This window comes from Alistipes ihumii AP11, from assembly GCF_025144665.1.
GTDB lineage: Bacteria > Bacteroidota > Bacteroidia > Bacteroidales > Rikenellaceae > Alistipes_A > Alistipes_A ihumii.
This window is the reverse complement of sequence record NZ_CP102294.1, coordinates 1,609,252-1,635,544: the sequence shown is the minus strand read 5'-3', so window position 1 is coordinate 1,635,544 and position 26,293 is coordinate 1,609,252. Positions and strand designations below refer to the sequence as shown.

The following is a 26,293-nucleotide window of genomic DNA, read 5'->3' as shown; positions in this document are numbered from 1 at the left end:
ATGAAAAGAATTCTGTCGATCGTCCTGCTTCTGCCGCTCGTCGCGCCCGCCCGGGCCCAGTCGTCTTCCGATACCGTCGCGCAGAAGCGCGAAGTTTTCGTCGAGGACCGTTACCGCGATCCGGACCGACGTGCCGGAGGCGAAAACCAAAGCAAGTTCGTGCTGCGCATCAACGATTTCTCGAAAAAACGCGCCGGAGAACGCCACAACAAGCTTTTCTGGAACGACGGACACTGGGCCGGCATAGGAATCCATTACAGCGGGCTGATTACGAACCTCGGCAAGCTGAAGTTGCCCGATCATCTGCAATGTCTTTCGCAGAGCGCCAAGTCGATCGGCGTCACGTTGAATCCGGTCGATCTGACACTGCTCAAGAGCCGCCGTTTCGGTCTGATCACGGGTCTGGGTTTCGAGTTCAACAATTTCCGGTTCGAGAACAACATCGCGTTGAAATACGAGCACGGCGTGACGGTGCCCGACTTTCAGTACGAAGAGCAGCGGATCCGGCTGCAGAAGTCGAAGCTGTTCACCTGTTATCTGAACGTGCCGCTTCTGGTCGAGTTCCAGATGGGGCGGCACAATCTGTTCTATGTCAATGCGGGCGTCGTCGGCGGATGGCGCATGGGCTCCCATACGAAAATCAAGGCGAACGATCCGAACCTCAACGGCAAGTTCAAGGAGCATGGCAGCATGGGGCTGCGCAATTTTCACTACGGCTATACGATCAATATCGGCTACGACCATTTCGCCCTCTCGGCGACTTACTACCGGCCTACGATATTCAAGGAAAAGCACGGTCCGCAGGTCCAGCAGATAAATATCGGCCTGACGCTGATGCTTTAGCCGAGGACGGCCGGATGCGCGGTCGATGCGGGGCGGGTGCGGAAAGGCATCCGCTCCGCGTCGTTTTGTGCGATTATTTTGCGGCGCGGCGCGGGAACGACCTCTAAATTGACTATATTTGCAGGGAAACCCTTTCGTTAAATCCCGTCGGCTATGGAATACAGCAATACCCTGACCAAGTTCGGAGCCGCTCCTGCGGATGCCGAGATACGAGCGATTCTGGCGGACGTGCAGGCGCGCCTGCGGACGAACGGCAACGAAGAGGTATACCGGCGGTGTTTCCGCAGCATCGACCTGACTTCGCTCGGGGCGACCGACTCGCACGAGCATATCGAGCGGTTCGTGGCCAAGGCCGTTCGTTTTCCCGGGCATTATCCGGACATAGAGAACGTGGCCTCGGTATGCGTCTATCCCGTTTTCGTCGAGACGGCGGGGCTGGTCATAGCCGACAGCGGTATGACGATCACGAGCGTAGCGGGCGGTTTCCCGTCTTCGCAGACCTATCTGGAGGTGAAGATGCTCGAAACGGCGATGGCCGTCGAGAACGGCGCGGACGAGATCGACGTGGTTATCAGCCTCGGCGAGATGCTCAGCGGGGAGTACGACCTGATGGGAAACGAGATCGAGACGCTCCGCAACGAGGTGGGCGACGACGTCGTGCTGAAGGTGATTCTCGAATCGGGCGTGCTGGCCCGGCCCGAGCTGATTCACCGGGCAGCCGTGATAGCGATGGAGGCCGGAGCCGATTTCATCAAGACCTCGACCGGCAAGGCGGCCGTGTCGGCGACGCCCGAGGCGGCTGTCGTGATGTGCCTGGCGATCCGCGAGTTCGCCGAGCGGACGGGACGACGGGTCGGGTTCAAGGCGGCCGGAGGCATTTCGACGCCTCAGGACGCCGTGCTTTATTATACGATCGTCGAGCGGATTCTCGGCCCGCAGTGGCTGACTCCCGCTCTTTTCCGCATCGGAGCGAGCTCGCTGGCTGGCAATCTGCTGAATGCGATCGTCGGCCGCGAGGAGAACTATTTCTGATTTCCGCTTTTATCCGCAAGCCGTTGGCGTCGGAATCCGGAACTGCAAAGCGCCGGAGGGTCCGTTGTCCGAGGCGATGACATAAATATTTGGGACGAAATAATGAAGAAGATCGAAGTGGACGGATCGGGTAGACTGAACGTGCCCGATACGGTGGAGATTCCCTTTATCGAGGGAGACGGAGTCGGCGCCGAAATCACGCCGGTCATGCAGAGTGTCGTGGACGCGGCGGTAGGGAAAGCCTACGGCGGCCGCCGGCAGATCGAGTGGAAAGAGGTGCTGGCCGGCGAGAAAGCCCACAAGATAACGGGCAGTTGGTTGCCGGAGGAGACGATGCAGGCTTTCAGAGATTATCGGGTCGGCATCAAAGGGCCGCTGACCACGCCCGTCGGAGGCGGTATCCGCTCGTTGAACGTCGCGCTGCGGCAGGAGCTGGACTTGTACGTTTGCCTGCGCCCGGTGCGTTGGTTCCGGGGAGTGGTCTCTCCGGTCAAGGAGCCGCAGAAAGTCGATATGCATATTTTCCGCGAGAATACCGAGGATATTTATGCGGGCATCGAATGGATGGCCGGTACGCCCGAGGCGGAGAAATTCCTGAAATTCCTGACCGAACAGATGGGCGTGACGAAGGTGCGTTTCCCGGAGAGCTCGTCGTTCGGCGTGAAGCCCGTTTCAAAGGAGGGATCGCAGCGGCTGGTACGCTCCGCCATCGAGTATGCGCTCGAGCGGAAGTTGCCCTCGGTGACGCTCGTCCATAAAGGCAATATCATGAAATTTACGGAAGGCGGATTCAAGAACTGGGGCTACGACGTGGCCGAAAGCGAGTTCGGCGACCGGACCTTCACGATGCGCGCATACGAGGCGATCAAGAAGGAGAGCGGATCCGGAGCTGCCGACGAGGCGCTGAGCTCGGCCGTAGCGGCCGGGCGGCTGGTCGTCAAGGACGTGATCGCCGATGCCTTTCTGCAGAATACGCTGCTCGTGCCGCAGGAGTATTCGGTCATCGCGACGCTGAACCTGAACGGCGACTATATTTCCGACCAGTTGGCCGCCATGGTCGGCGGAATCGGCATCGCGCCCGGAGCCAACATCAATTTCCGGACGGGACACGCCATTTTCGAGGCAACGCACGGCACGGCGCCGAACATTGCCGGGCGTAACGTCGTGAATCCGTCCTCGATCCTGCTGTCGGCCGTCATGATGCTCGAGTACATGGGATGGACCGAGGCTGCCGCCATGATAACCGCCGCGATGGAACGGGCGTTCGAGAGCGGGCGCGCGACAAGCGACCTGGCTCGTTTCATGGAGAGGGGAACGCCGCTCGGCACGGTCGAGTTCGGCCGGGAAGTGACAGGTAATTTATAACATTTTGTAAAAAATCGCAAAGTTTTGTATATTGCGCTGTCGCAAAGTTAAAATAGGAGGAAAGATGAAGAGAGAGTACATCATTTACAAGTTGTCGGAGTCGATCAAGTCGACGAGCCATATCGAGGCGGATCTTTTCGTGAAATACAACGTCAAGCGGGGGTTGCGCAACGAGGACCATTCCGGCGTGCTGGTCGGGCTGACGCAGATCGGCAACGTCGTCGGATACGAACGGCAGCCCGAAGGCCAGATGAAGGCGATTCCTGGCAAGTTGATCTACCGGGGTATCAGCGTCGAAGACTTGGTAAGGGGTATTCAGGCCGAGAAACGGTTCGGTTTCGAGGAGACCGTCTTTCTTCTTTTGTCGGGCTACCTGCCCGACCGGGAGGAGCTGACGGCTTTCTGTTCGCTGATTCACGATTTCATGCCGCTGCATCACAAGACGAAGATGAACATTCTCGACATGGAGGGGCAGAACGTCATGAATATTCTGGCCCGCAGCGTGCTCGGCATGTACACCTTCGACGATAATCCGGACGATACCTCGCGCGATAACCTGATGCGGCAGTCGATCGATCTGATCGCGAAGTTTCCCACGATCATCGCCTATGCGTACAACATCGTGCGTCACAGCAATCAGGGGCGCTCGCTGCATATCCGCTTTCCGAAGGAGGAGCTTTCGATAGCGGAGAATTTCCTCTATATGCTCAAGGGCAGCTATACGGAGCTCGACGCGCGCACGCTCGATCTGGCGCTGATGTTGCATGCCGAGCACGGCGGCGGCAACAACTCGACGTTCACGGTCCGCGTGACCAGTTCGTCGGGAACCGATACCTATTCGTCGATCGCGGCGGGAATAGGATCGCTCAAGGGACCGCTTCACGGCGGAGCCAATCTGGCCGTCGTCGACCAGTTCGAGCATCTCAAGGAGAACATACGCGACTGGACCAGCAAGGAAGAGATCGATTCCTATCTGATCAGAATGCTGCGCAAGGAGGTGTATGACAAGTGCGGGCTGATCTACGGTATCGGACATGCGGTCTATACGATTTCCGATCCGCGGACCGTGCTGCTGCGCGAAATGGCCCGCGATTTGGCCAAGGAGAAAGGACGCGAGCGGGAGTTCGCCTTTCTGGAGCTGCTCGAAGAGCGGGCCGTGGAGACGTTCATGAACTTCAAGGGTCATAAGGTCAACAAGCGGGTCTGCGCGAACGTGGACTTCTATTCGGGATTCGTGTACGATCTGATCGGCCTGCCCCGCGAGGTGTTCACGCCGCTGTTCGCGATGAGCCGCATCGCCGGATGGACCGCCCACCGGATCGAAGAGCTGAATTTCGACAGCAAGCGGATCATTCGTCCCGCCTACCGGAACGTGTCGGGCGAGAAGGAGTTCGTTCCGCTCGACCAGCGAATCAAGTAAAGCGGGCTGCACCGGATTCCGGCGGGGACTGAAAAGGAAAACCGACGGAATGCGGAAAACTCGCAGTGCCGGAAAACCGGCGGAGCGATCGCTTCGGCCGGCTTTATTATTTCTCGTGTGCGGCGGGACCGGGACTTTTTCGCCGGATGGACCGCCGTTTGCAGGCCTTTTCGTTCCTGCGTTCTGTGCTGTTCGTTTCGGAAACGGCCGCGGGCAGGGTGCTTTGCCCGATATAATTTATTAATTTCGCCCCGGTACAGATACGAAGAACATGGACGAGCAACGCAATTATACGGGCAGCGCTTTCTGGATCACGCTGATCGTCGTCGTCATGACGGTCGGCATGTCGTTGATACCCGGTTTTCAGGTGGGCCGGGCGAGCGTGAAGAGGGTCAATATCCTGTCCGACCTGATCCGGCAGGAGGAGCATCCCCGGCTGGAGGAAGCCGATCTCTATTTCGATACCACGTTTTTGGCCGAAGGCCGGGCGATCGAGGCGGCTGCCGCTGCCGATTCGCTGGCTGCCGACTCGGCCGGAGGACGGCAAGCCGCCGAACCGGAAATACGGGAGTTGGTATGGGATCTGCCGGGATACCGGCCGATGCCCGGGCACGATCGCTCCGGGAACGAGGGAACGGGAATCGATTCGGCGGCGCTCGTTGCGATCGAGGATTTCGGCGGCGAGGTTCCGGCCATGGAGCATTTCTACCGTACGATGCTCGAAAAGGACCGCCGGCGGCCCGTCCGGATCGCCGTTCTCGGTGACTCGTTCATCGAGGGCGATATCGTGACGGCCGATGTGCGCGAGCGGATGCAGGATCTATACGGCGGCTGCGGCGTCGGCTTCGTACCTTTCTCGTCTCCGATCGCGCTGTACAGGGCTACGGTGCGGCATACGTTCGACGGTTGGAAAACCTACGACGTCAAGGCGTTCCGGAAAGTGCCCGAGGACGTACGGGACAAGTTTTTCGTGTCGGGCAACGTCTGCATTCCCCAGCAGGGCGCGACGGCGCGCATGGAGGGCGTGACTTTCCGTAGGCATATCGATGCGGCGCGCGTGGCGCGGATTCTGTTTATCAATCGGGGCAACACCTCGCTGCACGTCGTGGTCAACGACTCGCTCGAGCGCGATTTCCGGCCCGACCCGAGTCCTCTGGCGCAGCAGATCGTAATCAACGGTCCGGTCCGCACGATCGCCGTCACGTTGAGCGATCCCGAGGGATTCGTCGGGTATGGAATCGAGCTGGAGTGTCCGGATGGCGTAACGGTCGACAATTTCTCGATCCGGGGCAACAGCGGGCTGGCGCTGTTCGGGACCAATCCCGGAGTCAATGCGAGGATCGGCGAACTGCTCGGCTACGATCTGGTCGTGTTGCAGTACGGGCTGAACGTGATGTCTCCCGAGGTGATGCGCTACGGCTCCTATGCGAAGAATTTCGTCCGGGTAATCAACTACATGAAACAATGCTTTCCCGGCAGCAGCGTGCTGGTGATGGGCATATGCGACCGCAGTATGCAGCGAGACGGGGAGTTCGAGACGATGCCCTCGGTTCCGGGCATGATCGCCGCGCAGCGTTCGGCCGCCGAGCAGGCGGGCGTAGCGTTCTGGAATACGTTCGACGCGATGGGAGGGCATAACAGCATGGTCCGCTTCGTCGAGAAGCATTGGGCGGCCAAGGACTACACGCATATCGGTTATACGGGCGGCAAGTATGTGGCCGACCGTCTCGTCGATGCGCTGATAACCGGCGTGGACAGCATGCGGCGCGAAATCGAGTTGCGCGAGCGGATCGATCGATTGCTGAAGTACGACTCGGCTGCGATCGATTTCAGGGTTCCCGACACGGCTTTGCCCCTGCAGCCTTCCCTTTGACAGGAAGCCCGATACTCGGATCGCCTTTTGCCGGTCGAGAGCATGTTGCAGAAACGGGACCGGTCCGGACCGATTCGCACGTTTCGTCCGCATAGAAAAGATGCGCCGGAAAAGAAACTCCGCATGAGAACGGTCTGCCCGTAGCGGTTTCGTCCTGCTTATTGCATTCGCGGAATCTGAGCCGGTCGATGGGATCGGGCCGGGGCCGCCGCGAGACGATTTGTCCGGAACGGAACGCCGGGCCGGTCGGCCGCGCTCCGATTTTTTGGGACTTGAAGTAGCGTCCGCATAGGTTGATATCCGGTAGCGAAAGCATCGACAGCGGAAGGGCGAGCCGCTGTACGAGGGCGGAACGGGGCGGCTCGCCGGTGCTGTCCGGTTCTTAAGGGGAAAGACGGTACGGCGATCGGCCGGCGAGAGATAACGTTCGTGCGGAGCGTGCGAATGCGCCGCCGGTATTTTTTATTTTCAGGAATTTTCGTACCTTGCGGCACGTTTGGTCCCCCGAGGCGCGAGTCTGCCGGAGGGGTCTGTCAGGGAAAAGTGTCCGAGCGGTCGAAGGAGCACGCCTGGAAAGTGTGTATACCTCAAAAGGGTATCGCGGGTTCGAATCCCGCCTTTTCCGCCAGATATCCGAGCGATCCGTTAAAAGCCCCGCCGAATTTCGGCGGGGCTTTTCGTTTGTATGCGTCCGGCGAACGGAGTGAATCCTCGCAGGCGGTGTATCCTGCGGCGCGAATCTTACGGTCGCCGCGCCGGGCCGCGGAGAGATCCGGCCGCGCGCGGTTCGGTCCGGCCGATTCCGGATCATACGTCGGCCGCCGGTCCGGCAGCGGGAACCCGCGTCGAATCGATCCATACATTCTTTCGACTTGCCTTTCAGGTCTTCCTGAGGACGGGAGCTGACCGCGTCCGCCCGGAACCGTTCATGCCGGACAATCGGTTCGAATCCCCGTTTTTCCGATACGTGCAGAAAAAGGGATTTTCTCCTGCCGCGCGTTTTACAAGATTCAGGCTCAATATTTGAATGTTTCCGCATCGGACCGGGAAAAAATCTCCCGAGACTTTCGGCGAAAGCTCCGGGCGGCGTGTAAGTGTCGCGTTATGACGGATTTGTGATATAAAAGGGACAAGATGCCGCGCTTCCGGCCGGTCCCGGAGGCTCCGGCCCGGATGTTGCATGGGACGCAATTTCCGTGACGGAAACAAGAATAGATCGAGAACGAAGTGAAAAAAGGCATCCTAACCCGTATTTTCGGCGGCGGCCGGCTGGCTGTGCCGCTCGCGCTCGCCGTCGTGTCGTCGGCTGCGCAGACTCCGCTCGAGCGGGAGCTGCTCTCGTCGGGATTCGAGAATGTCAGGCAGTTGAAGGGCGAGACCGGGAGCTATGTTTTTCTCGAACCGGTCCCTTTCCGGTCCATGCGGGACGCCGTCGATGCGGTGACGGGACGGATCGGGGCGGCCGGAGACTCGGCAGGCGGGCCGATGACCGTCGTATGGACGGAGGACCGCATTCCGAAGTTCGTGCTCGAGACCGGAGGCTATCCCGATTCGGTACGGTGGAGGCTGGATTTCGATACGCGGGATGCGCGAGAGGCATGGAAACGTTCTTTGACAAGTCGTCCGGGAGCGAAAAGGTTCCTGAGGAGTTCGGCCGGGAGGGTCGATCTGATCCTGTATCCCCAGTTCCGGTTCCGCAATTCGCGGCTCGACGTGATGTACGAGGTGCAGATCAATCTGAATCCGACGCTGGAGGTCAACCTTTGGAGAGGCTCCAAGCTGACGGCGCAGCTGATCGTTCCGATCCTGAACGAGTTTTACAAGGAGGAAAGCCGGGTGAGGCCGGGCTACCTGACGCTGTCCCAACGCTTCCGCCTGCCCGCGAACGTGCTGGCGAAGGCTACCTTCGGAAATTTCAGTATGAACCGTTGGGGAGCCGACCTGAAGCTGTTCAAGCCTGTCGGCCGGCATTTCGGAATCTATGCCGAAGCCGGGCTGACGGGGATTTCGTATCTCTACTTCGACGGTTGGTCGTATGCCCCGATGAGCAAATGGACCTGGATGGCGGGCGGAAATTACCTGTGGAACCGGTTCGATCTGATGTTCGATGTAAGTGCGGCCCGGTATTTGGGGGACGACATCGGTGCGACGGCCAAGGTAACCCGGTATTTTCGCCGAGCCGCCGTAGGATTTTATGTGCAGAAGACGCAGAAGGTCGACTACAACGGCGGATTTTATTTCGCTTTGGCGCTTCCTCCGTACAGGATCAAGCGCCGCCGGCCTGTGCGGGTCGCGCCGTCGAGGTATTTCGAGATGGTGTACAATGCCAAAGCCTATCTGCATTACGGCCGGAACTACGAAACCTCGCCCGACGACAATTGCGCGGAGAATTTTTTCAACGCGACGCGATACAACCAGATAATTAACAATTATACCAATCATTAATTCAATCGTTATGGAAAAAAATCAACCCCGTATCGCCAAACTGTTCAAAACGGCTTTGCTCGGTTTGGCAACAGTTGTTCTGGCTACCGCCTGCAACAAGACGACCGAACCTCCCATTCGTCCCGACGAGACTGCGAAGTACAACATTTCGGGTCAGGTGCTGGGCAACAATCTGGAGAATTCCGATCTGACCGCTTTGGCCGGCGTGACCGTTTCGTATAAGTTCGGATCGGTTTCGGACGAGACGACGACCGACGCGAACGGCTACTTCTCGTTCGAGGGGCTCGTTTCGGCCGGGCGCTACGATCTGACGTTCTCGCTGGGCGGGTACAACACGACCTATTACAGTCTCGAGTTCCCGACGCTGCGCGGCACGATCATCGATTATCAACTCAAGATCACGATGGTCAAGCTTCCGGCGGGTATGACGACCGTCGATCCGGCGGCCGGCGGCACGGTTCCCGTGACCGGCGCGGTGACGGCTCAGCTGACGGTCAATCCGAGTACGACGGTCAAGGATGCGTCGGGCAAGGACGTGGCCGGGGAAATCAATATCACGGCCACTCCCGTGAACGACATCGTGACCGGACAGGCCGAATCGACGACCGGACTGGCCGTACTGCAATTCCTGCCGGAAGGCTACCGGTTCTCGCCGGCCCTGAATCTGGCGGTTCAGAACCCGATGACGAACCACTATTTCGGCAATACGTTCCTGCAGTATTACGATGCCGGAACCGGTATGTGGAACACGATGTCGCAACCCGTGACGTTCGCCAACGGCGCGTATAATACGACGATCGACCATTTCTCGATCTACAAGATCGGTTTCTCCAACGGCCGCAGCGAGGTGAGCAGCGAGTCGCGCAGCATCGACGTGATCGACGGCGTGATCGACAATACCGGCAAACTCGAGCCCGTTCCGGTGATCTTCGCGAAGGTTCAGCGTTTGACCGGCTACGTCTATACGACTCCGATCGCCGATGCGCTTCAGGCCGCAGGTATCACGAGCGACGTGGACGAGCTGACCGCCGAGATACAGAAGGTGATCAAGGCCTCCAACCAAGGCGTGGACGCTGTCGATCAGATGACTACGGTCGAGTCGGAAATTCCTGTGAATATTTCGGTTCCGGCCAACACGAAGCTGACGATGACCGCCCAGCAGGTAGTGACGACCGTGGCCTATACGTTCAACATCATGAGCACCTCCGGCTCTTCGTACAGCGTGGTTGTCAATACGCTCGTCCCGGCCAATTCGGTATCGGTCACGACCGACTTCACGCCCGGCGACACGCATACGGTTCCCGGCGGCGACGGTACGGGCGGCGGCGGAAGCAACTGATCGAGAACGACCGTAACCCGACTACGAACCCGATAGTTTCGACCGCATGATGATTGGGCCCGAATGGATCGTAAGGAGTGCCGTATCGATCGTTCTGCTCGGATGTATGTCCGTTGCATCGAAACTGTCGGCGCAGTCGACGCTGGGTGTCACCGGCTTGCTGAACAGTCCGTCGGCGGAAATGGCCGCCGACGGCACTGTCCGCATCGGAGCCAATTTCCTCAACGACCGGTTGACGCCGGCTACCTTCGACTACCACACGTTCAATTACTATCTGAACGTAACGTTCTTGCCTTTTCTGGAAGTCGCGCTGACCTCGACGGCGTTCATGAACGAACGTCGCACGGCCTTCGTCAACGAGGACCGTTCGGTTTCGGTCCGCGTGCGGCTGCTCGGGGAACGCAGAGTGCGGCCTGCGATCGCGGTCGGCTCGAACGACCTCTTCACGTCGTCGGACGGCGGACGGTTCTCGACCTCCGGCGGCGAGGGCAACCAGTATTTCGGCTCGACGTATGTCGCGCTCTCCAAGCATTTCGTCTTTTCGGGCCACCGCTTCGGAGTGCATCTGGCATATAACGTGTCGATGAACGACCGGTTTCGGATCGACAGTCCCGTCTCGGGCGGCGTCTCCTTCTCGCCTCGCTTCTGCAGGCAGATGAACTTGATCGCCGAGTACGACACGCGCTGTTTCAATCTCGGGGCCAATGCTTTGATAGCAAGGCATATTTTCGTTCAGGTGTTGCTTCAGAAACTCCGCTATCCGTCCTGCGGACTGTGTTTCGAGTTCGGGTTGTGGGGGGCCGGAAAAGCGGATCGGAACCGCAGGGGTCGTAGCTTAGCCGGAAAAGTTTCGGGCGGGTCGGCAAGCGAAGGTCCTTTGAAAAAAGCAAAGTATTAAAAACCATTGACGAATATGAAAAACAATTGTACAATCAGCGTGAAATCTTTGATCGTCGCGCTTGTCATGATTTCGGGATCGTCCGCGGCCTTCGCGCAGCATCACCGGCCGAAGGAGAACCCGTTCAAATCATACGAAAATTCCTACCTGACCAACCGGTTCTTCGATAACTGGTACATCGGAGTAGGCGCCGGCGGACAGGTGTTCGAGGGACAGGACAATTCCCGAGGCGCATTCCGCAAGCGGATCACGTCGGCTTTCGAGGTCTACCTCGGCAAATGGTTCACTCCGGCCGTCGGTATGCGGTTCAAGATGTACGGAACCCGCCCGCACGGGTTCTCGTACTCGAACAGCCCGTATATCTACGGGATGCCGGACCGCAACGGCCTTTACCGTGAGAAGTTCAACATGTGGAACCTGCACGGCGACTTCATGGTGAACTTCTCGGCAGCCGTTTTCGGCTACAAAGAGAACCGCGTGTACGAGATTCTTCCCTATATAGGCATAGGCTTCGCTCATGCCTGGTACAAGAGCGCTCCGACACGCAACGACATGACGGCCAACTTCGGTATCGTACAGAAATTCTGCGTCTCGCCGGCTATCGACATCAATCTGGAAGTGTCTCAGATGCTTGTCAACGATGCGTTCGACGGCGTGGATGAAAACGGAATCATCGACGGCTCGTCCGTTATCAGCGTGGGTATCACGTACAAGTTCAAGAAGCGCGGATTCGACCGGGGCATTCCGGCCGCGGTCGCGTTTGACGCTCTGTTGGCGCAACAGGCCGATTACGACGCGCAGATAAGCCAGTACGTCGCCGAGCGCGACGCCGCGCTGGCAGCCGCCGCCGTAGCCGCCGAGCAGGCCGCGATCGCCGAGAGCACGGAGCCCGATACCGTTACGCGTACGGTCGTCCGCGCGCAGCCGCTGGCCGTATTCTTTACCATTGGCCAGACGAATATCACGGACAAGGAGATGGTGAATCTGAAGTACGCCGCTCAGGTGATCAAGGATTCCCCGGGCCATGTGTACAAGATTACCGGCTATGCCGATACGCAGACGGGTACTCCGCAGCGTAACGAATACCTGAGCAACCAGCGCGCCCAGAATGTCTACGATGCGCTCGTGAACAAGTTCGGCGTCAGCCCGAAGAGCCTGAAGATCGTTCCCCGCAAGGGCCAGAGCGTGCCTTTCGACAACGCGGTGCTCGACCGGGTATCGATCGTCGAGTAGTCGTCGGTCCGAATCCTTTTGCAAGCGGTTGCCCGGTTTCCGGACAACCGCTTTTTTACGCGCGGTCGGAAAGCCGGGTTTTCTCCGCCGCGCGCGGTGTTTCGCTGTACGGGTTCTGCGGTCGGTTCTTCCTGTTGACCGTCACAAAGCTTGCCGACATGACGATGAATATCCGTTCGAAGGCAAACAGTTTGACATAGTGATTCTCATTCAGCATTCCGTGCGCCGACACGAACGATACGAGAAACGGTAGAGCTCGATTAAAGTAATGGAATTTCATACAAAAGTACCGTCCGTAATTTATGTAGCTCCAATACTTGTAGCTCCAATACTTATTGGGTCGGGTATGCAGATTGATTTACCCGATACATCCGAAAATTCCCGGATGAGCCCGTCGGCCGGTATCCGGGAAATTTCAGTATTCAGCAGCGATATCTCAAAGTCACCCCGAAGTATTCAATCGGGATGAATGATATGCATTCTTTTTACTTTAGGCTTTTCTTTCTTTTCTTTTTTTTCGTCTGTTTAGCACGTCTACTATTCCTACGGCTATGGCGGAAGGTACTACGACATTCCAAAAGTTATACGGATTGTTCGTAAAAAATTTGAATAAAAAACTGACCAACGAGCCTGCAGCAATGGCCGTGATATATAGCACGATATATGGGAAAGATTCCTTTGTTTTCATTTTGCTTCTTATTATTTAATTAAGCCATTTGTCAATAGTTTCAGAGATTGACCCCGAAGCGCCATTGCTCAATCCTCTTACGACGGCCCCCGGCCCAGCCCCTACGCCTCCTATACCCGAACCTAATATTGCTCTTCCTATCGTTCCTGCAAGAGCATCTCCTGCATCAGCGGTAAGGCTGCCGATTACAATAGACAAATTTTTCATAAGAACATAATTTAAGTAAACATTTGTGGACAAGATTTGTTAGCATAAACATATAAATAAATTAGGAAATCGAACGAATAATATTTCGATTTTTTCCGGATAGATAGTGCGTGACGAGACGTCGTCTGATCGGAGAATTTTCGCCATAATTTTCCGATGCGATAAAATTGGGAGTAGAATCCGGTCGCGGACTTTGTTACGACTGGTTTTATGACCGGCGAAAGCCGGGAGCGGCGGGCCCGTTCCTGCTCGCATGTTATGAAAAAACAGCTATCTTTGTCGCTTGTCCGTGCCGTTGCGGCAGCGGAGATAGACCATGGAGGATTTCTGTTCATACGTCGGTCAGGCGATCGATCTTTTCCGCTACGATCCGCGTAGCCCGATGCTTTTTTCGAGCGGCTTGTTCCTGTTCGTTTTTCTCGGGTTCTCGCTGATCTACGGCTTGCTGAAACGGCGTCTCACGCTGCGGATCGTCTATGTCACTCTGTTCTCGCTCTATTTCTACTACAAGACGAGCGGGCTGTTCTTCCTGCTGCTCGTCGGGCTGTCGCTGTCGGACTTCGCGATCGGAAGGCTGATGCACCGCTCCCGGCGTTCCGGAGCGCGAAAGAGCCTGCTCGTGCTGAGCCTGCTGATCAATCTGGGCCTGCTGTGCTATTTCAAGTATGCCGACCTGATCGTCTCGGCCGTAGCCGGGCTGATCGACCGGACGCTGACGCTGCCGGACATTTTCCTGCCTGTCGGCATCTCGTTCTTCACGTTCCAGTCGATGAGCTACGTGATCGACCTGTACCGCCGGCAGATCGAGCCCGTGCGGCGCTGGATCGACTACCTGTTCTACCTGTCGTTCTTTCCGCAGCTCGTGGCGGGTCCGATCGTCCGGGCCCGGGACTTTCTGCCGCAGATTTACCGGAATCCCGTTTTCGTTTCACGCGACATGTTCGGACGGGGAGTCTTTCTGATCCTGTCGGGCCTGTTCAAGAAAGCGATCATCTCGGACTATATCAGCCTGAACTTCGTCGACCGGGTATTCGATAACCCCATGCTGTACAGCGGCTTCGAGAACCTGATGGGGGTTTACGGATACGCCCTGCAGATTTACTGCGACTTCTCGGGATACTCCGATATGGCGATCGGGTTGGCCCTGCTGCTCGGGTTCCGGTTCCCGATCAACTTCGATTCGCCCTACCAGTCGGCTACGATCACCGAGTTCTGGCGGCGCTGGCATATCTCGCTGTCGAGCTGGCTGAAGGACTACCTTTACATTTCGCTGGGCGGGAACCGCAAGGGGCGAGCGAGGACGTATGCGAACCTGATGCTGACGATGCTGCTGGGCGGGCTGTGGCACGGAGCGGCCGTCCGATTCATCCTGTGGGGGGCGCTGCACGGAGCCGCGCTGGCCGTTCATAAGGCGCTGATGCACGCTTTCCCCTCGGTGTTCAAAGCTTCCGGAGAGCAGATGAGGCCGTGGCGGCGGGTTTTGGGCGTGCTGGTCACGTTCCATGTGGTCTGTCTGGGCTGGATTCTGTTCCGGGCTCCGGACATGCAGACGGGCGAGCGGATTCTTTCGCAGATTTTCGGCCATTTCCAATGGAGACTGATTCCTCAGGTCGTTTCCGGCTACGGGGCCGTCATGGCCTTGATGGCTGCGGGCTACCTGCTGCATATGCTGCCGCGCCGGGCCGAGGCGTGGGGCGAGCGGACCGTCGCGGGCGCTCCGCTCGTTGTCAAGGCACTGATGCTGACCGTGCTGATATGGTGCGTCATGCAGATCAAGTCGTCCGAAATCCAGCCGTTCATCTATTTCCAGTTCTGACCGGGATAGCGTCAGAGAATCTTCTGCGGTCCGATGCTTTTCGTCGCTCGCATCCGTTTGTATTTGATCGCGATGGCCGAGGCGACTCGTATTCGTGCCGTTTCGGCTGAGGACGCGATATGATGCCGAAAGCCCGACGGATTCGCGGCGCGTGGGGGCGGATAGGAGCATTTGACTTATTGTGAGGACAAGGTCTCTGTCTTGCCGGGCCTTGTTCCGATTCCGCTCGGGCCTGCATACGGAGTGCCGTGCGAGCCGGATTGTTCTTCGGTCAGGCCGGCGGCACGGACGGCACGGAGGACGGGGCCTTCTCCGTATGCGGACGGATAGTTGGCGATCCGCTTTTTTCGTCGTATTTTTGAGACCGAACGAAAAACACCGCTATGTGGCAATCGCTTCTCGATCTCGACCGGGAGCTCCTGCTCGCCCTGAACGGCGACGGAGGCGCTTTCTGGGACGCTTTCTTCTATTTCGTGACGGCCCGGCTCACTTGGATTCCGTTGTATGCCGTGCTGCTGTATGCCGTGTGGAGGCGGTTCGGAACGCGCGGTCTGCTGTGGGTCGTGCTGTTTCTGGGTGCGACGGTCATAGCGGACGACCAGATATGCAACTTCTTCAAGCATAACGTGCCGAAGCTGCGTCCGACCCATACGCCCGGCGTCGAATCGCTGGTGCATACGGTCCGGGACTACCGGGGCGGGCTGTACGGCACGGTTTCCGCCCATGCGGCCATCAGCTTCTCGATCGCGCTGTTCACTTCCGTGCTGTTCCGCCGGAGGTGGTATGCCATAGCCATTTTCGTATGGGCGGCCCTGCTGGCGTACAGCCGGATCTATCTGGGCGTGCACTATCCGATGGATATTCTGTTCGGTCTGCTGCTCGGCCTGTCGCTGGCGGCCGTCTCGGTCAGGCTTTGCCTGAGGCGGATGCGACGGACGGAGGAGGTTTCCCCGGGATCATCTGAAAAAGACGCTCTATGACACTTTCGCAAAGTTACTCGGCTCTCTCTCGAAAACTTTACGCTCTTCGCGGACGGCTGTCGCTGTGGCTGCTTCCCGCCAGTGTCGCCGCCTTGCTGGTGACGACGCCGTTCCGGATCGCCGACGGATGGATTCTGCTGGCGGTATGCGCGCTTCTGCTCGGCTCGGGATTCGCCCTGCGTGTCCGCTCGACGGCCGTCATGCTCTACAGGACCCGGCTTCGGGCTTCGGGGAATCCGCCCGCGATGCCTTTCCCGACGGAGGGAATTTATGCGCGGATGCGCTATCCGCTCTATGCCGGCAATTTCCTGATTTGGTCCGGAATCGTGCTTTACACGGGAACGGACTGGTTCGTAATCGGCGCGACCGCGCTTTATGCCGCTTGCTACCTGACGATTCTCGGCAGAGAGGAGCGGCTCATGCTTGGGAAATACGGAGCCGACTATCGCGCGCGCTGCCGGGAGGTTCCGGCCCTGTGGCCGTCGCGCCGGAGCCGGGGAGGCGCTGCCGTGCCGGTTTCCGCGACCGTTTCGGCCGTGCGCCGGGAGTTCCGGTTGCTGGCGGGAGCCGTGTTGGTTTTGCTGCTGCTGGGTATCGTCAAGTTCAGGGTCGTGTATCTGACTTGGGGGATTCCTTTCTATTGGCTGGTCGCGACCGGCACGGCGCTGGCGCTGTTTCTCGCGGGTTGGCTGCTGCGCCGCCGCCGTCGGGGGAAAGTCGCTGCGGAATGCGTCGTTCGACAGAGCCCGGAGGAAAAATAGCCCGATCGCGGGTCGCCCCTCGGGATGAATCGGAGTATGTTGCCTGCGGAGGGCGAGACGGAGGATTCTCTGGGTTCGGGCGTAATCCGCGAAAGCCGTGCACCATGGAAAAGGGGCTGTCTCGTAATCCGAGACAGCCCCTTTTCGTCGAGGCCTGAAGCGGAATTGAACCGCTGTAAGAGGTTTTGCAGACCTCTGCCTAACCACTCGGCCATCAGGCCCTGTATGGGACGGCAAATATAGAAATTATTTCCGAACCGTCAAAATTCACGGACATTTTCGTCCTTTTCCGAGGGGACGAGTTCGGGCCGGACTCGGCCCGATGCCGTATTCGAAAGTACGGGGTCGGTCCGAATGGGAACGGGCTTCGTGTCCGAAAAACATCCGGAGGAGCTGTTCGACGCTTGCATTGAAGAGGCGTGCAAGCGATATGGAATGGGTGTTTGTTCCGGGGCCTCGTCCTCGTTCGGGACGAATCGCCGTCGGCCGGGACCGTATTGTCCGGCGATTTTATTTCTCCTGCGCGGGAATAGGTTCGTGCCGATAATTTTCTATCTTTACGCAGCGGACGGCGCCGGGCGCCGCCCCGGACCGAGAGAACCGTTTCCCGAAATGACTGTCGACGACATAGCCCTTACGATGCACCCGGAGATAGGAAGCCGTACGGCCATTCATTTGGTCGAGTGCTTCGGCTCGGCCGAGCGGCTGTTCGCCGCGACGCAGCAGGAGATCGTGCTCCGATCCGGACTGAAACCCGAGCTGGCGCGGAGTATCAGCCGCCGCGAGTATCACGGGGCGGCGGAACGGGAGCTCGCTTTCGTCGAGAGGCACCGGATCCGGGCGATCGATGCGTGCTCGGCGGACTATCCCCGCCGGCTCAAGGAGTGCCCCGATTATCCGCATGTGATCTACGTGAGCGGCGGAACCGATCTGAACTCGCCCCGCTGGCTGTCGGTGGTCGGCACGAGGCGCATGACTCCTTACGGGGCGATGCTTTGCGAGCGCCTGATCGGGGAGCTGGCCGCGCTGGTTCCCGACGCGGTGATCGTCAGCGGGCTGGCCTACGGAGTCGATATCGAGGCTCACCGGGCAGCGATGAATGCCGGTCTGCGGACGGTCGGGGTCGTCGCGCATCCGCTGACGCGCATCTATCCGTCGCGCCATACCGAGAGCGCGCGCCGCATGGTGCAGCAGGGCGGAGCGATCGTGAGCGAGTTTCACAGCGGTTGCCGGTGCGACCGTTCGAGCTTCGTGCAGCGCAACCGGATCATCGCCGGACTGAGCGAAGGGACGCTGGTGATCGAGTCGGCGGCGAAGGGCGGATCGCTGATTACGGCCGAAATGGCCGACGGATACGAGCGGACGGTCATGGCCGCGCCCGGGCGGATCGACGACGACCGGTCGCAGGGAACGAACCGGCTGATCTGCAGCCTGAAAGCTCAGATGGTTTGCTCGGGGCGGGATATAGCCGATTGCCTCGGCTGGGAGCCGGTTCCGGAGGCGAGGCCGGCGGAGGGAGACTTGTTCGGCGGTTCGGAGCGGGCGCTTCCGGCCGGGCAGGCCGATCTGCTGAAATGGATCGACGGGGTAACGCCCCGTTCGGTCGAGGAGCTCGAGCTGCTGAGCGGACTGGAGCCGGGCCGGCTCAGCGAACTGTTGATGGAGCTGGAACTGGCCGGCATAGTCCGGGCGGTTGCCGGCGATTCGTATATCAAGATTTCGAAGTCATGCTGATCGATACGCATTCGCACATTTACGACGAGGTTTTCGACGGCGATCGGGACGCGGTCGTCGCCCGGGCCCGAGAGGCGGGAGTAGGCCGCATCTTGCTGCCGGCTGTGGACGGACACTCCTACGGGGCTATGTTCGAGACGGCGCGGCGCTATGCCGGCTATTGCTTTCCGATGATGGGGCTTCATCCGACCTCGGTCAACGACAATCCCCGTTACAGGGACGATCTGGAGAGGGTGGCCCGCTTGCTGGAGGCGCCGCCTGACGGCATCCGTTTCTGCGGCGTGGGCGAGGTGGGCCTCGACCTGTACTGGAGCCGCGATTTCGCGGACGAACAGCTGGAGGCGCTACGGTTTCAGATCGAGCTGGCTTTGCGGTACGGACTGCCGCTGGTGATTCACACGCGCGATGCTTGGGACGAGATGTGCGGCGTGCTGGAGGAGTACCGGGGCCGGGGCGTGCGCGGCGTCATGCACAGCTTTTGCGGGACGCGGGAGCACTACCGGCGGATTCTCGGATGCGGCGACTTCCTGTTCGGCGTAGGCGGCGTCGTGACGTTCAAGCGGTCGGCGATCGCGGGCCTGCTGCCGGAGATCGGAATCGAGCGGGCGGTGCTGGAGACCGACGCGCCTTACCTGACGCCCGTGCCTTTCCGGGGCAAGCGCAACGAGAGCGCTTACGTCCGCTATGTGTGCGCCAAGGTGGCCGAACTGTGCGGTACGGACGAGCGACGCGTGGAGGAAGCGACCGAACGCAATGTGCGGGCGATGTTCGGCGACTCGATTTTTTGCTAATTTTGCCGTAGAACCGCTCGCGTCCGATTCGGAGGCGGCATCATAACCGTTCGCTATGGCCGAGACATTCAGGGCTTCGATTCTGCTGATCTACACGGGCGGAACGATCGGCATGAAAACCAATCCCGAGACGGGGGCCCTTTCTCCGTTCGATTTCAACGACATGTACGAGGAGTTTCCCTATCTGAAGATGCTGAACGTCGATATCAGCGTGCTTCATTTCAAGCCGATCGACTCGTCGAACGTGACCCCCGCGCTGTGGATCGAGCTCGCTCGGCTGATCCGCGACAGCTATGCGTCGTTCGACGGCTTCGTCGTGCTGCACGGAACCGATACGATGGCCTATTCTGCCTCGGCGCTCAGCTTCATGATCGAGAATCTGGGCAAGCCGGTCGTCTTCACGGGCAGTCAGATTCCGATCGGCGTGCTGCGGACCGACGGGCGGGAGAACCTGATTACCGCGATCGAGATCGCCGCGGCGAAAGAGGGAGGGCGCGCCGTCGTTCCGGAAGTCTGCATCTATTTTCAGAACAAGCTGTTCCGTGCGAACCGCACGACGAAACACAGCGCCGAGCTGCTCAATGCCTTCCGTTCGGACAACTATCCGGCGCTGGCCGACGTCGGGGTGAATATCCATTACAACGAGCCTTTTATCCGCCGGGCGAAGGAGGATTCCGCCCCGTTGCGTATTGCGACCGCTCTGGAAACGGGAATCGAGATCGTCAAGATTTTTCCCGGTATGCGTCCCGAGACGCTTGGGGCGATGCTCCGCATTCCCGGCGTTCGCGGCGTCGTGCTGGAGACCTACGGGGCGGGAAACGCGCCGACGGCCGACTGGTTCGTGCGGGCGGTAGGCCGTGCGGTCGAGCGGGGAACGGTCGTACTGAACGTGACGCAATGTCAGGGCGGCAGCGTGTCGATGGATATGTACGAGACCGGCAGGCGCCTTCAGGAGTGCGGCGTAGTCAGCGGCCGGGACATTACGACCGAAAGCGCCGTTACGAAGCTGATGTATCTGCTGGGGCAGAACTGGGACGGCGATCGGGTCCGCGACATGCTGGGCCGCTCGATCCGGGGCGAGATCACGGTCTGACGGCAGCCTTTTCCGGTTCGGACCGGCGCCATCGTGCGAAAGGGGACGTGGCGGTTCGTCAGCACTGTTTCTGGCTTGCGACTCCATTCTACGGGCTTACGGGTCCGGCGCTTATTTCGTTCTTTCGGGCGTTTGGCCGTGCGGCTGTTTGCCCGAGGACGGTCATCCCGGTCGGGGATGCCGGAAAGCGGCTTGTTCATGCTTTTCGGACGTTTTTGTACGGGATTCCGATAATATGCGGCGGGAATGTCCGGTTTTCGTCCGTGCGAAGCGAAGCGTTGTCCCGTACCTGACGGCAGGTAGGCCGGGCTTCAATGCGGCCGTTGCAACGGAAACGGCCGGGAAAGCGTCTTCGTTATATGGCGGTTCGCAGAATCCGGCACGATTTTGCGGCGTTCGAACCGGACGGTTTTGCGGTTCGGACGGATTCGCCGGCGGTCGGCAGAACGGCAGGGAGAGCTGCGACCGGCTTTTCGTGATGCGAACGGATAATTTGCGCGCCGCCGTCGCCGTTATATTATTGGATTTTCAATCGTTGAAGAATGTTGCGCCTCGGCATAATCCGAACGAGTTCGGCTCTGCATTCGGCCTACGGTTTGTTTTTAAAAGTCGACCGGCTATGAAAAAGATTTTATTGATGGTCGCGCTCGCATCGCTCTGTGCGAGCGTCTCGGCCCAAAAGTCCGCGGACCGCAAGGCGGCCCGTGCGGCTCAGAAAGAGTATTACCGGGCATTGGATGCCCGCATGCACGATTCGGCCATGAAGGCGTTGCAGGATAGCGCGTTCATTCTGAAAGCCGATAAAGTGACGTTCCGGCGGGGCCGGATAGCCTATGTCAGCTCGACGACCAATTTCGTCTCGATGGAGGGCGAGCGTGCCGTGATCCAGCTTGCGTTCCCCAATTTGCCATGGCCCGGCGCCAACGGATTGGGCGGCATCACCGTCGACGGAATCGTGACCAACGTGTCGGTGAAAACCGACAAAAAAGGTTTCGTGCGCTACCAGATGAGCGTCGTGGGTTCGGGAACTTCGTCGTGGATGGCCGAAATCGTGCTCAATCCGTTGGACAACAAGGCCTCCGTAACGGTGTATCCCACGTACAGCAGCAATCGGGTGACGCTCAGCGGCGAGCTGGTGCCTTACGACCGGCGCAGCGTGTACAAAGGCCGCTCGCTGTTTTAAGGCGGCGGAGCGGGACGGCTCTTCTCGATTGTCGCCCGGAAGCGTTGGCCGGACTTATGTCCGGAAGTTGTTATTGCAAATTGAAACCGGTCGACCCGCTCCGACCGGTTCTTTATGTTTGCGCCGCTCCGTCCGTGAAGCCGATGAAGCGAGAACCGGAGACCGGGCGACCGGGGCTCTTGGGCAAATCGGAGCGGAGACGGATCGGCGGATTGCCCGGACCGGTACGGCGCGGGCAATCAGTAAGTCGAGATATTCCGAAGCACCTCGGCATCGGCCGCCGGTACGATGACGCCTTCGAGCGTGACGCCCCGGCCTCCCCGGAGCGAACGGACCGTTGCGGTCGCCTCGTTGCTGTCGGGGTACAGCGTCAGATATACGGTCGAAGAAGTCATCACGATGCCCGAGAGGTCTATTCTGCACCGGACGAAGCCTTTTTTGTCGGTCCTGATCCGCATGCGGGACACCTCGCCTCCCGTCTTGAGGACGGGATTGGCCGCGATGCCGCTCATCTGAATGCTGAAATGGCCGCCCTCCATCGAGACGAAGTTCCGATGAAAGTCGACCAGCTCTCTCGGGTAGTTCTCCAGAAGCACGGCGTTCGCCTGCAAAACGAACGCGCTGTCGAGGATCGCGTCCAGCGCCTGCTGGTGCCTTGCGCGGTCGATCGATTGCCTGAGCTCTTTTTTCTCCTTGCGTGCGGCTTTCTTGTCTGCGGCCTGAGCCGTTGCCTTTTCGGCCGTTCCGAGCAGGGCAAGCGCGAACAGGACGAGCATTTTGGTTTTCATGGCATTCGGAATTAAGTGAACGATATGCGGACGATTCGCTTCGTACTGCAAGATAATCATTATCGGGATATATTCAAGCCCGGTTTCGGCGAAAACCCGCGGTCCGGCTGCCGTGCGAAAGACCTTCCGAATGACGGCTTGCCGATCGGCGATCCGAAAACCATTTTCAAAAAACATCCTTACCTTTGTCGAAATTTCTGTCGCTATGTCGAAGGAACGTTTGGTCACATCGAGTTATTGCTATATCCTGTCCGCCAATTTCCTGCTTTTTTTCGGTTTTTACCTGCTGATGCCGGTCCTGCCGTTCTATCTGACGGAGGAGTTCGGCACGGGCAGCGGCATGGCGGGGGCCGTGCTGTCGTGCTATACGATCGCAGCGCTGTCGGTCAGGCCGTTTTCGGGTTATCTGCTCGATACGTTCGCGCGCAAGCCGCTCTATCTGCTGGCTTTTTTCGTCTTCACTTCCGTCTTCGCGGGCTATCTGCTGGCGGGGACGCTCACGTTGTTCACCATACTGCGCGTCGTGCACGGCTTCTCGTTCGGCATGGTTACGGTGGCCGGCAACACGGTCGTGATCGATATCATGCCCTCTTCGCGCCGGGGCGAGGGACTGGGGTACTACGGACTGGCCAACAACATAGCGATGTCGGTCGGTCCGATGGTGGGACTGTTCCTGCACGACGCTTACTCGTTCGAGGTGATTTTCGTTTGCTCGCTGATCTCTTGCTCGCTGGGCTTCGCAATGGCCTCGCTGGTCAAGGCGCCCGTCAAGGCACCCGTCAAGCGGGAGCCTGTCTCGCTCGACCGCTTCATCCTCGTCAAGGGGATTCCTGCGGGGATCGATTTGCTGATGCTGTCGATTCCTTACGGCATGACGACGACTTACGTGGCGATGTATGCGCGCCAGATCGGCATTACGCACGGCATGGGCGTCTTCTTCACGCTGATGGCCGTCGGCATGGCCATCTCGCGCATATTCTCGGGCCGTCAGGTCGATAAGGGGCGCGTGACGAGGGTCATTGCGTGGGGGATGTATCTGGTCTGCCTCTGCTTTTTCGCACTGTCGTCCTGCGCGATGCTGATGCGCCTGAACGAGACGCTCAGCCTGTGGATCTTTTTCGGCGTAGCCCTGTTTCTGGGCGTGGGTTTCGGGACGATGTTCCCCGCCTTCAACACGCTGTTCGTCAATCTGGCTCCGAATAACCAGCGGGGGACGGCCACGTCGACCTACCTGACCTCGTGGGACGTAGGCATAGGGATCGGGTTGCTGCTCGGGGGCTATATCGCCCAGATCAGCACGTTCGACAAGGCCTATTTGTTCGGCGCCTGCCTGACGGTCGCGTCGATCGTTTATTTCCAGTGGAAGGTGGCTCCGCATTTCGAGCGGAACAAGCTGCGCTGATTCTGCTTCGGCCGTTTTTCGCCGGGCGCGGCAGATCGACTTGCACCGGAACTTCGTCTCGATGAAAGGCGACCGTTTCGGTATTCGGATGAGCGGTATCGCGGCCGATCCCGTCCTCAAGACGGGAGGCGAGATGTCCCGCATGCGGATCGGGGTCGACAAGATCGGCAGGCCGGAGACGAAAAATATCGCCGGGAAAGTCCGAAGCGTTGCCGTGCCGGAATCGGACCGGATTTCGGCGATTCCTCGACGGCCCGATTCGTGTACTGAGCAGAAACGGCCTGCGATCGCTCGGACCGGACGAGTCCTTTCCGTGCCGGATCGGGGAGCCTTCCCGCGCGGATTGCGCGCTGTCGGGATATATGCGGCCCGAATCGTGCGGCCGACTGAAATTTGAAATCAAAGGATTATGGAAAAGGCGATCGATGAAATCATAACCCTTCAGCGGAAATTCTTTGCCGACGGCGCGACACGCGCTACGGCATTCCGGCTCGATGCGCTGACGAAGCTGAGAAAAGCCGTCCGGGAACGCACGGACGCGCTGAGCGAGGCGTTGCGCGAAGATCTGAACAAGTCGGCCGGCGAGAGCTATCTGACCGAGATCGGCCTCGTGATGCAGGAATTGGAGTGCCATATCCGGCACCTGAAGCGCTGGTCCCGATCCCGACGGGTATCTACGCCTCTGACGCTATGGCCGTCGCGGAGCCGGATACGGCCCGAACCGCTCGGCGTGGCGCTGATCGTCGCGCCGTGGAATTATCCGGTTCAGTTGCTGTTGTGTCCGCTCGTCGGCGCGATCTCGGCCGGGAACTGCGTCCTGCTGAAGTCTTCGCCTCTGGTTCCTCATGTCGAGGCGGCGCTGCGCGATCTGATCGCCGAAACGTTCGGGCCGGAATACGTGGCTTTCGTCGAAGGAGGAGGCGACGTGCTCGACGAATTGTTGAAGCGGCGCTTCGATTCGATCTTTTTTACGGGCGGGTCGAAATACGGGCGGGTCGTGATGGAGGCGGCCGCGAAGAACCTGACGCCCGTGACGCTCGAGCTGGGCGGCAAGAGCCCCTGCATCGTCGGGCGCAGCGCGAATATTCGGCTGGCGGCACGGCGGATCATGTGGGGCAAGCTGCTGGCTGCGGGCCAGACCTGCGTCGCGCCGGATTATCTGCTCGTTCATCGGGACCTGAAGGAAGGGCTGTGCCGGGAAATGAAGCATGCGGTCGGGGAGTTTTTCGGCGACTACCCGCTTCGAAGTCCGGCTTATCCGCGTATCGTTTCGGAGCGGGCGACCGCCCGGCTGGCCGGAATGATCGGCGCTTCGGGACGCGTGCTGTGGGGAGGCGAATTCGATGTGCGGCAGCGGTATGTCGCTCCGACGCTGATCGACGATCCGGACGACGACAGCCCGGCAATGACAGAGGAGATCTTCGGTCCGCTGCTGCCGGTCAAGACGTTTCGGCATATCGACGAGGCGATCGGCTATGTGAATCGCCGTGACAAGCCGCTGGCCCTTTACTATTTCGGCGATCGTCGAGAGGCGGAGCGGGTCTTGGACCGGACGTCGTCGGGCGGAGCCTGCGTCAACGATACGATCGTCCATCTGGCCAACGGCCGCTTGCCGTTCGGGGGCGTCGGCGAGAGCGGGTTCGGGAAGTATCACGGGCGGTCGAGCTTCGACCTTTTCAGCCATATGCGCCCGGTTGTCCGTTCGTCGAGGCTGATCGACCTGCCGTTGAAATACGCTCCGTACCGGCGTTTGAAACTGTACCGGAAGCTGTTCCGGTGAACGGCCTCCGTTCCGTCGAACCCGTCCTTGTCCGTCGCGAGAATCCGTGTCTCGCATCCGGTCCGAAGACGACTTGGGGGAACAGTGGCGCGTACCGTCGAGCATATTCGGGGCGGTCGACCGGGACTGCCGATCTATTTGTCGGCGCTCCGGGGGAGCGGCAAAAAGGCGGAATCGTGTGAAAAGACGCCGGCCGGGGAGCCGTTTCGTTACGCTATTCTCTTGCCGTACTCGATCGTCGGACGTTCGACGTCTCCGGCTTCCCTGTGCGGAAACTCGTCCGCCGAGGGGAAGGGACTTCGGACAGAATCGGGATCGGTTGCTCGGCCTGCGATTGCGCGTACCGGATGTATGAATTCCGAATGCGGGCCTTCGATACATCGAAAATCTGTCATTTATCTGTGCAGTACGCCTCAAGTGCAAATACGAGACGTTCCGCGCCGCCATATTTTCCCGGCGGCATGGCCGGGACGAGAGATGATTTTTCGTCCGTCAGCTCTTTCCGAAGATTCGCTGACGGGTACTGTACGAAACATTTCGGATGAATTCGGTCGGAATGTCCGGCGAAAAGCCGTTTCTTATCGGAGCGGGGCGGATTCCCGGTCCTGCGGCCGGACGGCTA

At 59.3% G+C, this 26,293-nt stretch carries 20 protein-coding genes and 2 tRNA genes; 19 read left to right on the top strand and 3 right to left on the bottom strand.

Annotated features, from left to right (window positions below; all coding sequences use genetic code 11):
- From NQ491_RS06680 to NQ491_RS06635, 10 genes are all read left to right on the top strand, one after another.
- Entirely contained in the window at positions 1 to 843 is an 843-nt protein-coding gene (locus NQ491_RS06680; RefSeq protein WP_019246149.1) for an outer membrane beta-barrel protein, read from the top strand.
- 153 nt (positions 844 to 996) lie between these two features.
- Positions 997 to 1,875 (top strand): deoxyribose-phosphate aldolase, encoded by an 879-nt coding sequence (deoC, locus tag NQ491_RS06675; RefSeq protein WP_019246148.1) that lies wholly within the window; start codon positions 997 to 999, stop codon positions 1,873 to 1,875.
- A 102-nt stretch (positions 1,876 to 1,977) separates the two neighbouring features.
- A complete protein-coding gene (icd, locus tag NQ491_RS06670; protein WP_019246147.1) occupies positions 1,978 to 3,240 on the top strand; it encodes an NADP-dependent isocitrate dehydrogenase in 1,263 nt (420 codons plus the stop codon).
- Between the two features lie 64 nt (positions 3,241 to 3,304).
- The gene (locus tag NQ491_RS06665) at positions 3,305 to 4,660 is read left to right on the top strand and encodes a citrate/2-methylcitrate synthase (protein WP_019246146.1); all 1,356 of its coding nucleotides are present in this window, start codon (positions 3,305 to 3,307) and stop codon (positions 4,658 to 4,660) included.
- 271 nt (positions 4,661 to 4,931) lie between these two features.
- Positions 4,932 to 6,533 (top strand): SGNH/GDSL hydrolase family protein, encoded by a 1,602-nt coding sequence (locus tag NQ491_RS06660; protein WP_019246144.1) that lies wholly within the window; start codon positions 4,932 to 4,934, stop codon positions 6,531 to 6,533.
- A 537-nt stretch (positions 6,534 to 7,070) separates the two neighbouring features.
- Positions 7,071 to 7,161: transfer RNA gene (locus tag NQ491_RS06655), tRNA-Ser, on the top strand.
- Between the two features lie 599 nt (positions 7,162 to 7,760).
- Positions 7,761 to 8,978: a YjbH domain-containing protein gene (locus NQ491_RS06650; protein WP_019246141.1), complete on the top strand. Its 1,218-nt coding sequence runs from the start codon at positions 7,761 to 7,763 to the stop codon at positions 8,976 to 8,978.
- Positions 8,979 to 8,988: 10 nt separating this feature from the next.
- The gene (locus NQ491_RS06645; RefSeq protein WP_019246140.1) at positions 8,989 to 10,317 is read left to right on the top strand and encodes a carboxypeptidase-like regulatory domain-containing protein; all 1,329 of its coding nucleotides are present in this window, start codon (positions 8,989 to 8,991) and stop codon (positions 10,315 to 10,317) included.
- Positions 10,318 to 10,363: 46 nt separating this feature from the next.
- The gene (locus tag NQ491_RS06640) at positions 10,364 to 11,215 is read left to right on the top strand and encodes a YjbH domain-containing protein (RefSeq protein WP_019246139.1); all 852 of its coding nucleotides are present in this window, start codon (positions 10,364 to 10,366) and stop codon (positions 11,213 to 11,215) included.
- A gap of 15 nt (positions 11,216 to 11,230) precedes the next feature.
- The gene (locus tag NQ491_RS06635) at positions 11,231 to 12,448 is read left to right on the top strand and encodes an OmpA family protein (protein ID WP_019246138.1); all 1,218 of its coding nucleotides are present in this window, start codon (positions 11,231 to 11,233) and stop codon (positions 12,446 to 12,448) included.
- A gap of 55 nt (positions 12,449 to 12,503) precedes the next feature.
- Here the strand turns inward: NQ491_RS06635 and NQ491_RS06630 are convergent, their stop codons facing one another.
- Positions 12,504 to 12,728, bottom strand: coding sequence for a hypothetical protein (locus NQ491_RS06630; RefSeq protein WP_019246137.1), 225 nt, complete (start codon positions 12,726 to 12,728; stop codon positions 12,504 to 12,506).
- Positions 12,729 to 13,659: 931 nt separating this feature from the next.
- Between NQ491_RS06630 and NQ491_RS06625 the strand changes: the two genes are divergently transcribed.
- The 3 genes from NQ491_RS06625 to NQ491_RS06615 all read left to right on the top strand — a co-directional run bounded on the left by NQ491_RS06625 (position 13,660) and on the right by NQ491_RS06615 (position 16,900).
- Entirely contained in the window at positions 13,660 to 15,159 is a 1,500-nt protein-coding gene (locus tag NQ491_RS06625; protein ID WP_019246135.1) for an MBOAT family O-acyltransferase, read from the top strand.
- Between the two features lie 383 nt (positions 15,160 to 15,542).
- Positions 15,543 to 16,139, top strand: coding sequence for a phosphatase PAP2 family protein (locus tag NQ491_RS06620; protein ID WP_019246133.1), 597 nt, complete (start codon positions 15,543 to 15,545; stop codon positions 16,137 to 16,139).
- Complete coding sequence (locus tag NQ491_RS06615) at positions 16,136 to 16,900, top strand: methyltransferase family protein (protein ID WP_019246132.1); 765 nt, start codon at positions 16,136 to 16,138, stop codon at positions 16,898 to 16,900. Before NQ491_RS06620 ends, NQ491_RS06615 begins: the two co-directional genes overlap by 4 nt.
- Before the next feature lie 150 nt (positions 16,901 to 17,050).
- On the opposite strand, the gene NQ491_RS06610 is transcribed toward NQ491_RS06615, so the two are convergent.
- Positions 17,051 to 17,121, bottom strand: a tRNA-Cys gene (locus NQ491_RS06610).
- A gap of 391 nt (positions 17,122 to 17,512) precedes the next feature.
- On the opposite strand from NQ491_RS06610, the gene dprA reads away from it, so the two are divergent.
- The 4 genes from dprA (at position 17,513) to NQ491_RS06590 (ending at position 21,701) form a co-directional block, all read left to right on the top strand.
- The gene (dprA, locus tag NQ491_RS06605; protein ID WP_026089684.1) at positions 17,513 to 18,634 is read left to right on the top strand and encodes a DNA-processing protein DprA; all 1,122 of its coding nucleotides are present in this window, start codon (positions 17,513 to 17,515) and stop codon (positions 18,632 to 18,634) included.
- Positions 18,628 to 19,425: a TatD family hydrolase gene (locus NQ491_RS06600; protein ID WP_019246130.1), complete on the top strand. Its 798-nt coding sequence runs from the start codon at positions 18,628 to 18,630 to the stop codon at positions 19,423 to 19,425. The genes dprA and NQ491_RS06600 overlap by 7 nt, the downstream gene beginning before the upstream one ends.
- Before the next feature lie 55 nt (positions 19,426 to 19,480).
- Positions 19,481 to 20,518 carry an asparaginase gene (locus tag NQ491_RS06595; RefSeq protein ID WP_019246129.1) on the top strand — a complete coding sequence of 346 codons (1,038 nt, stop codon included), beginning with the start codon at positions 19,481 to 19,483 and terminating at the stop codon, positions 20,516 to 20,518.
- A gap of 619 nt (positions 20,519 to 21,137) precedes the next feature.
- Positions 21,138 to 21,701 (top strand): DUF4251 domain-containing protein, encoded by a 564-nt coding sequence (locus tag NQ491_RS06590; RefSeq protein ID WP_019246128.1) that lies wholly within the window; start codon positions 21,138 to 21,140, stop codon positions 21,699 to 21,701.
- Between the two features lie 239 nt (positions 21,702 to 21,940).
- Here NQ491_RS06590 and NQ491_RS06585 read toward each other — a convergent pair whose 3' ends face one another.
- Positions 21,941 to 22,489: a DUF4251 domain-containing protein gene (locus tag NQ491_RS06585; RefSeq protein WP_157365671.1), complete on the bottom strand. Its 549-nt coding sequence runs from the start codon at positions 22,487 to 22,489 to the stop codon at positions 21,941 to 21,943.
- Between the two features lie 205 nt (positions 22,490 to 22,694).
- Here NQ491_RS06585 and NQ491_RS06580 point away from each other — a divergent pair, with 205 nt between their 5' ends.
- Both NQ491_RS06580 and NQ491_RS06575 read left to right on the top strand, forming a co-directional pair.
- A complete protein-coding gene (locus NQ491_RS06580) occupies positions 22,695 to 23,891 on the top strand; it encodes an MFS transporter (protein WP_019246126.1) in 1,197 nt (398 codons plus the stop codon).
- Positions 23,892 to 24,300: 409 nt separating this feature from the next.
- Complete coding sequence (locus NQ491_RS06575; protein WP_019246124.1) at positions 24,301 to 25,671, top strand: aldehyde dehydrogenase; 1,371 nt, start codon at positions 24,301 to 24,303, stop codon at positions 25,669 to 25,671.
- Positions 25,672 to 26,293: the final 622 nt, after the last annotated feature.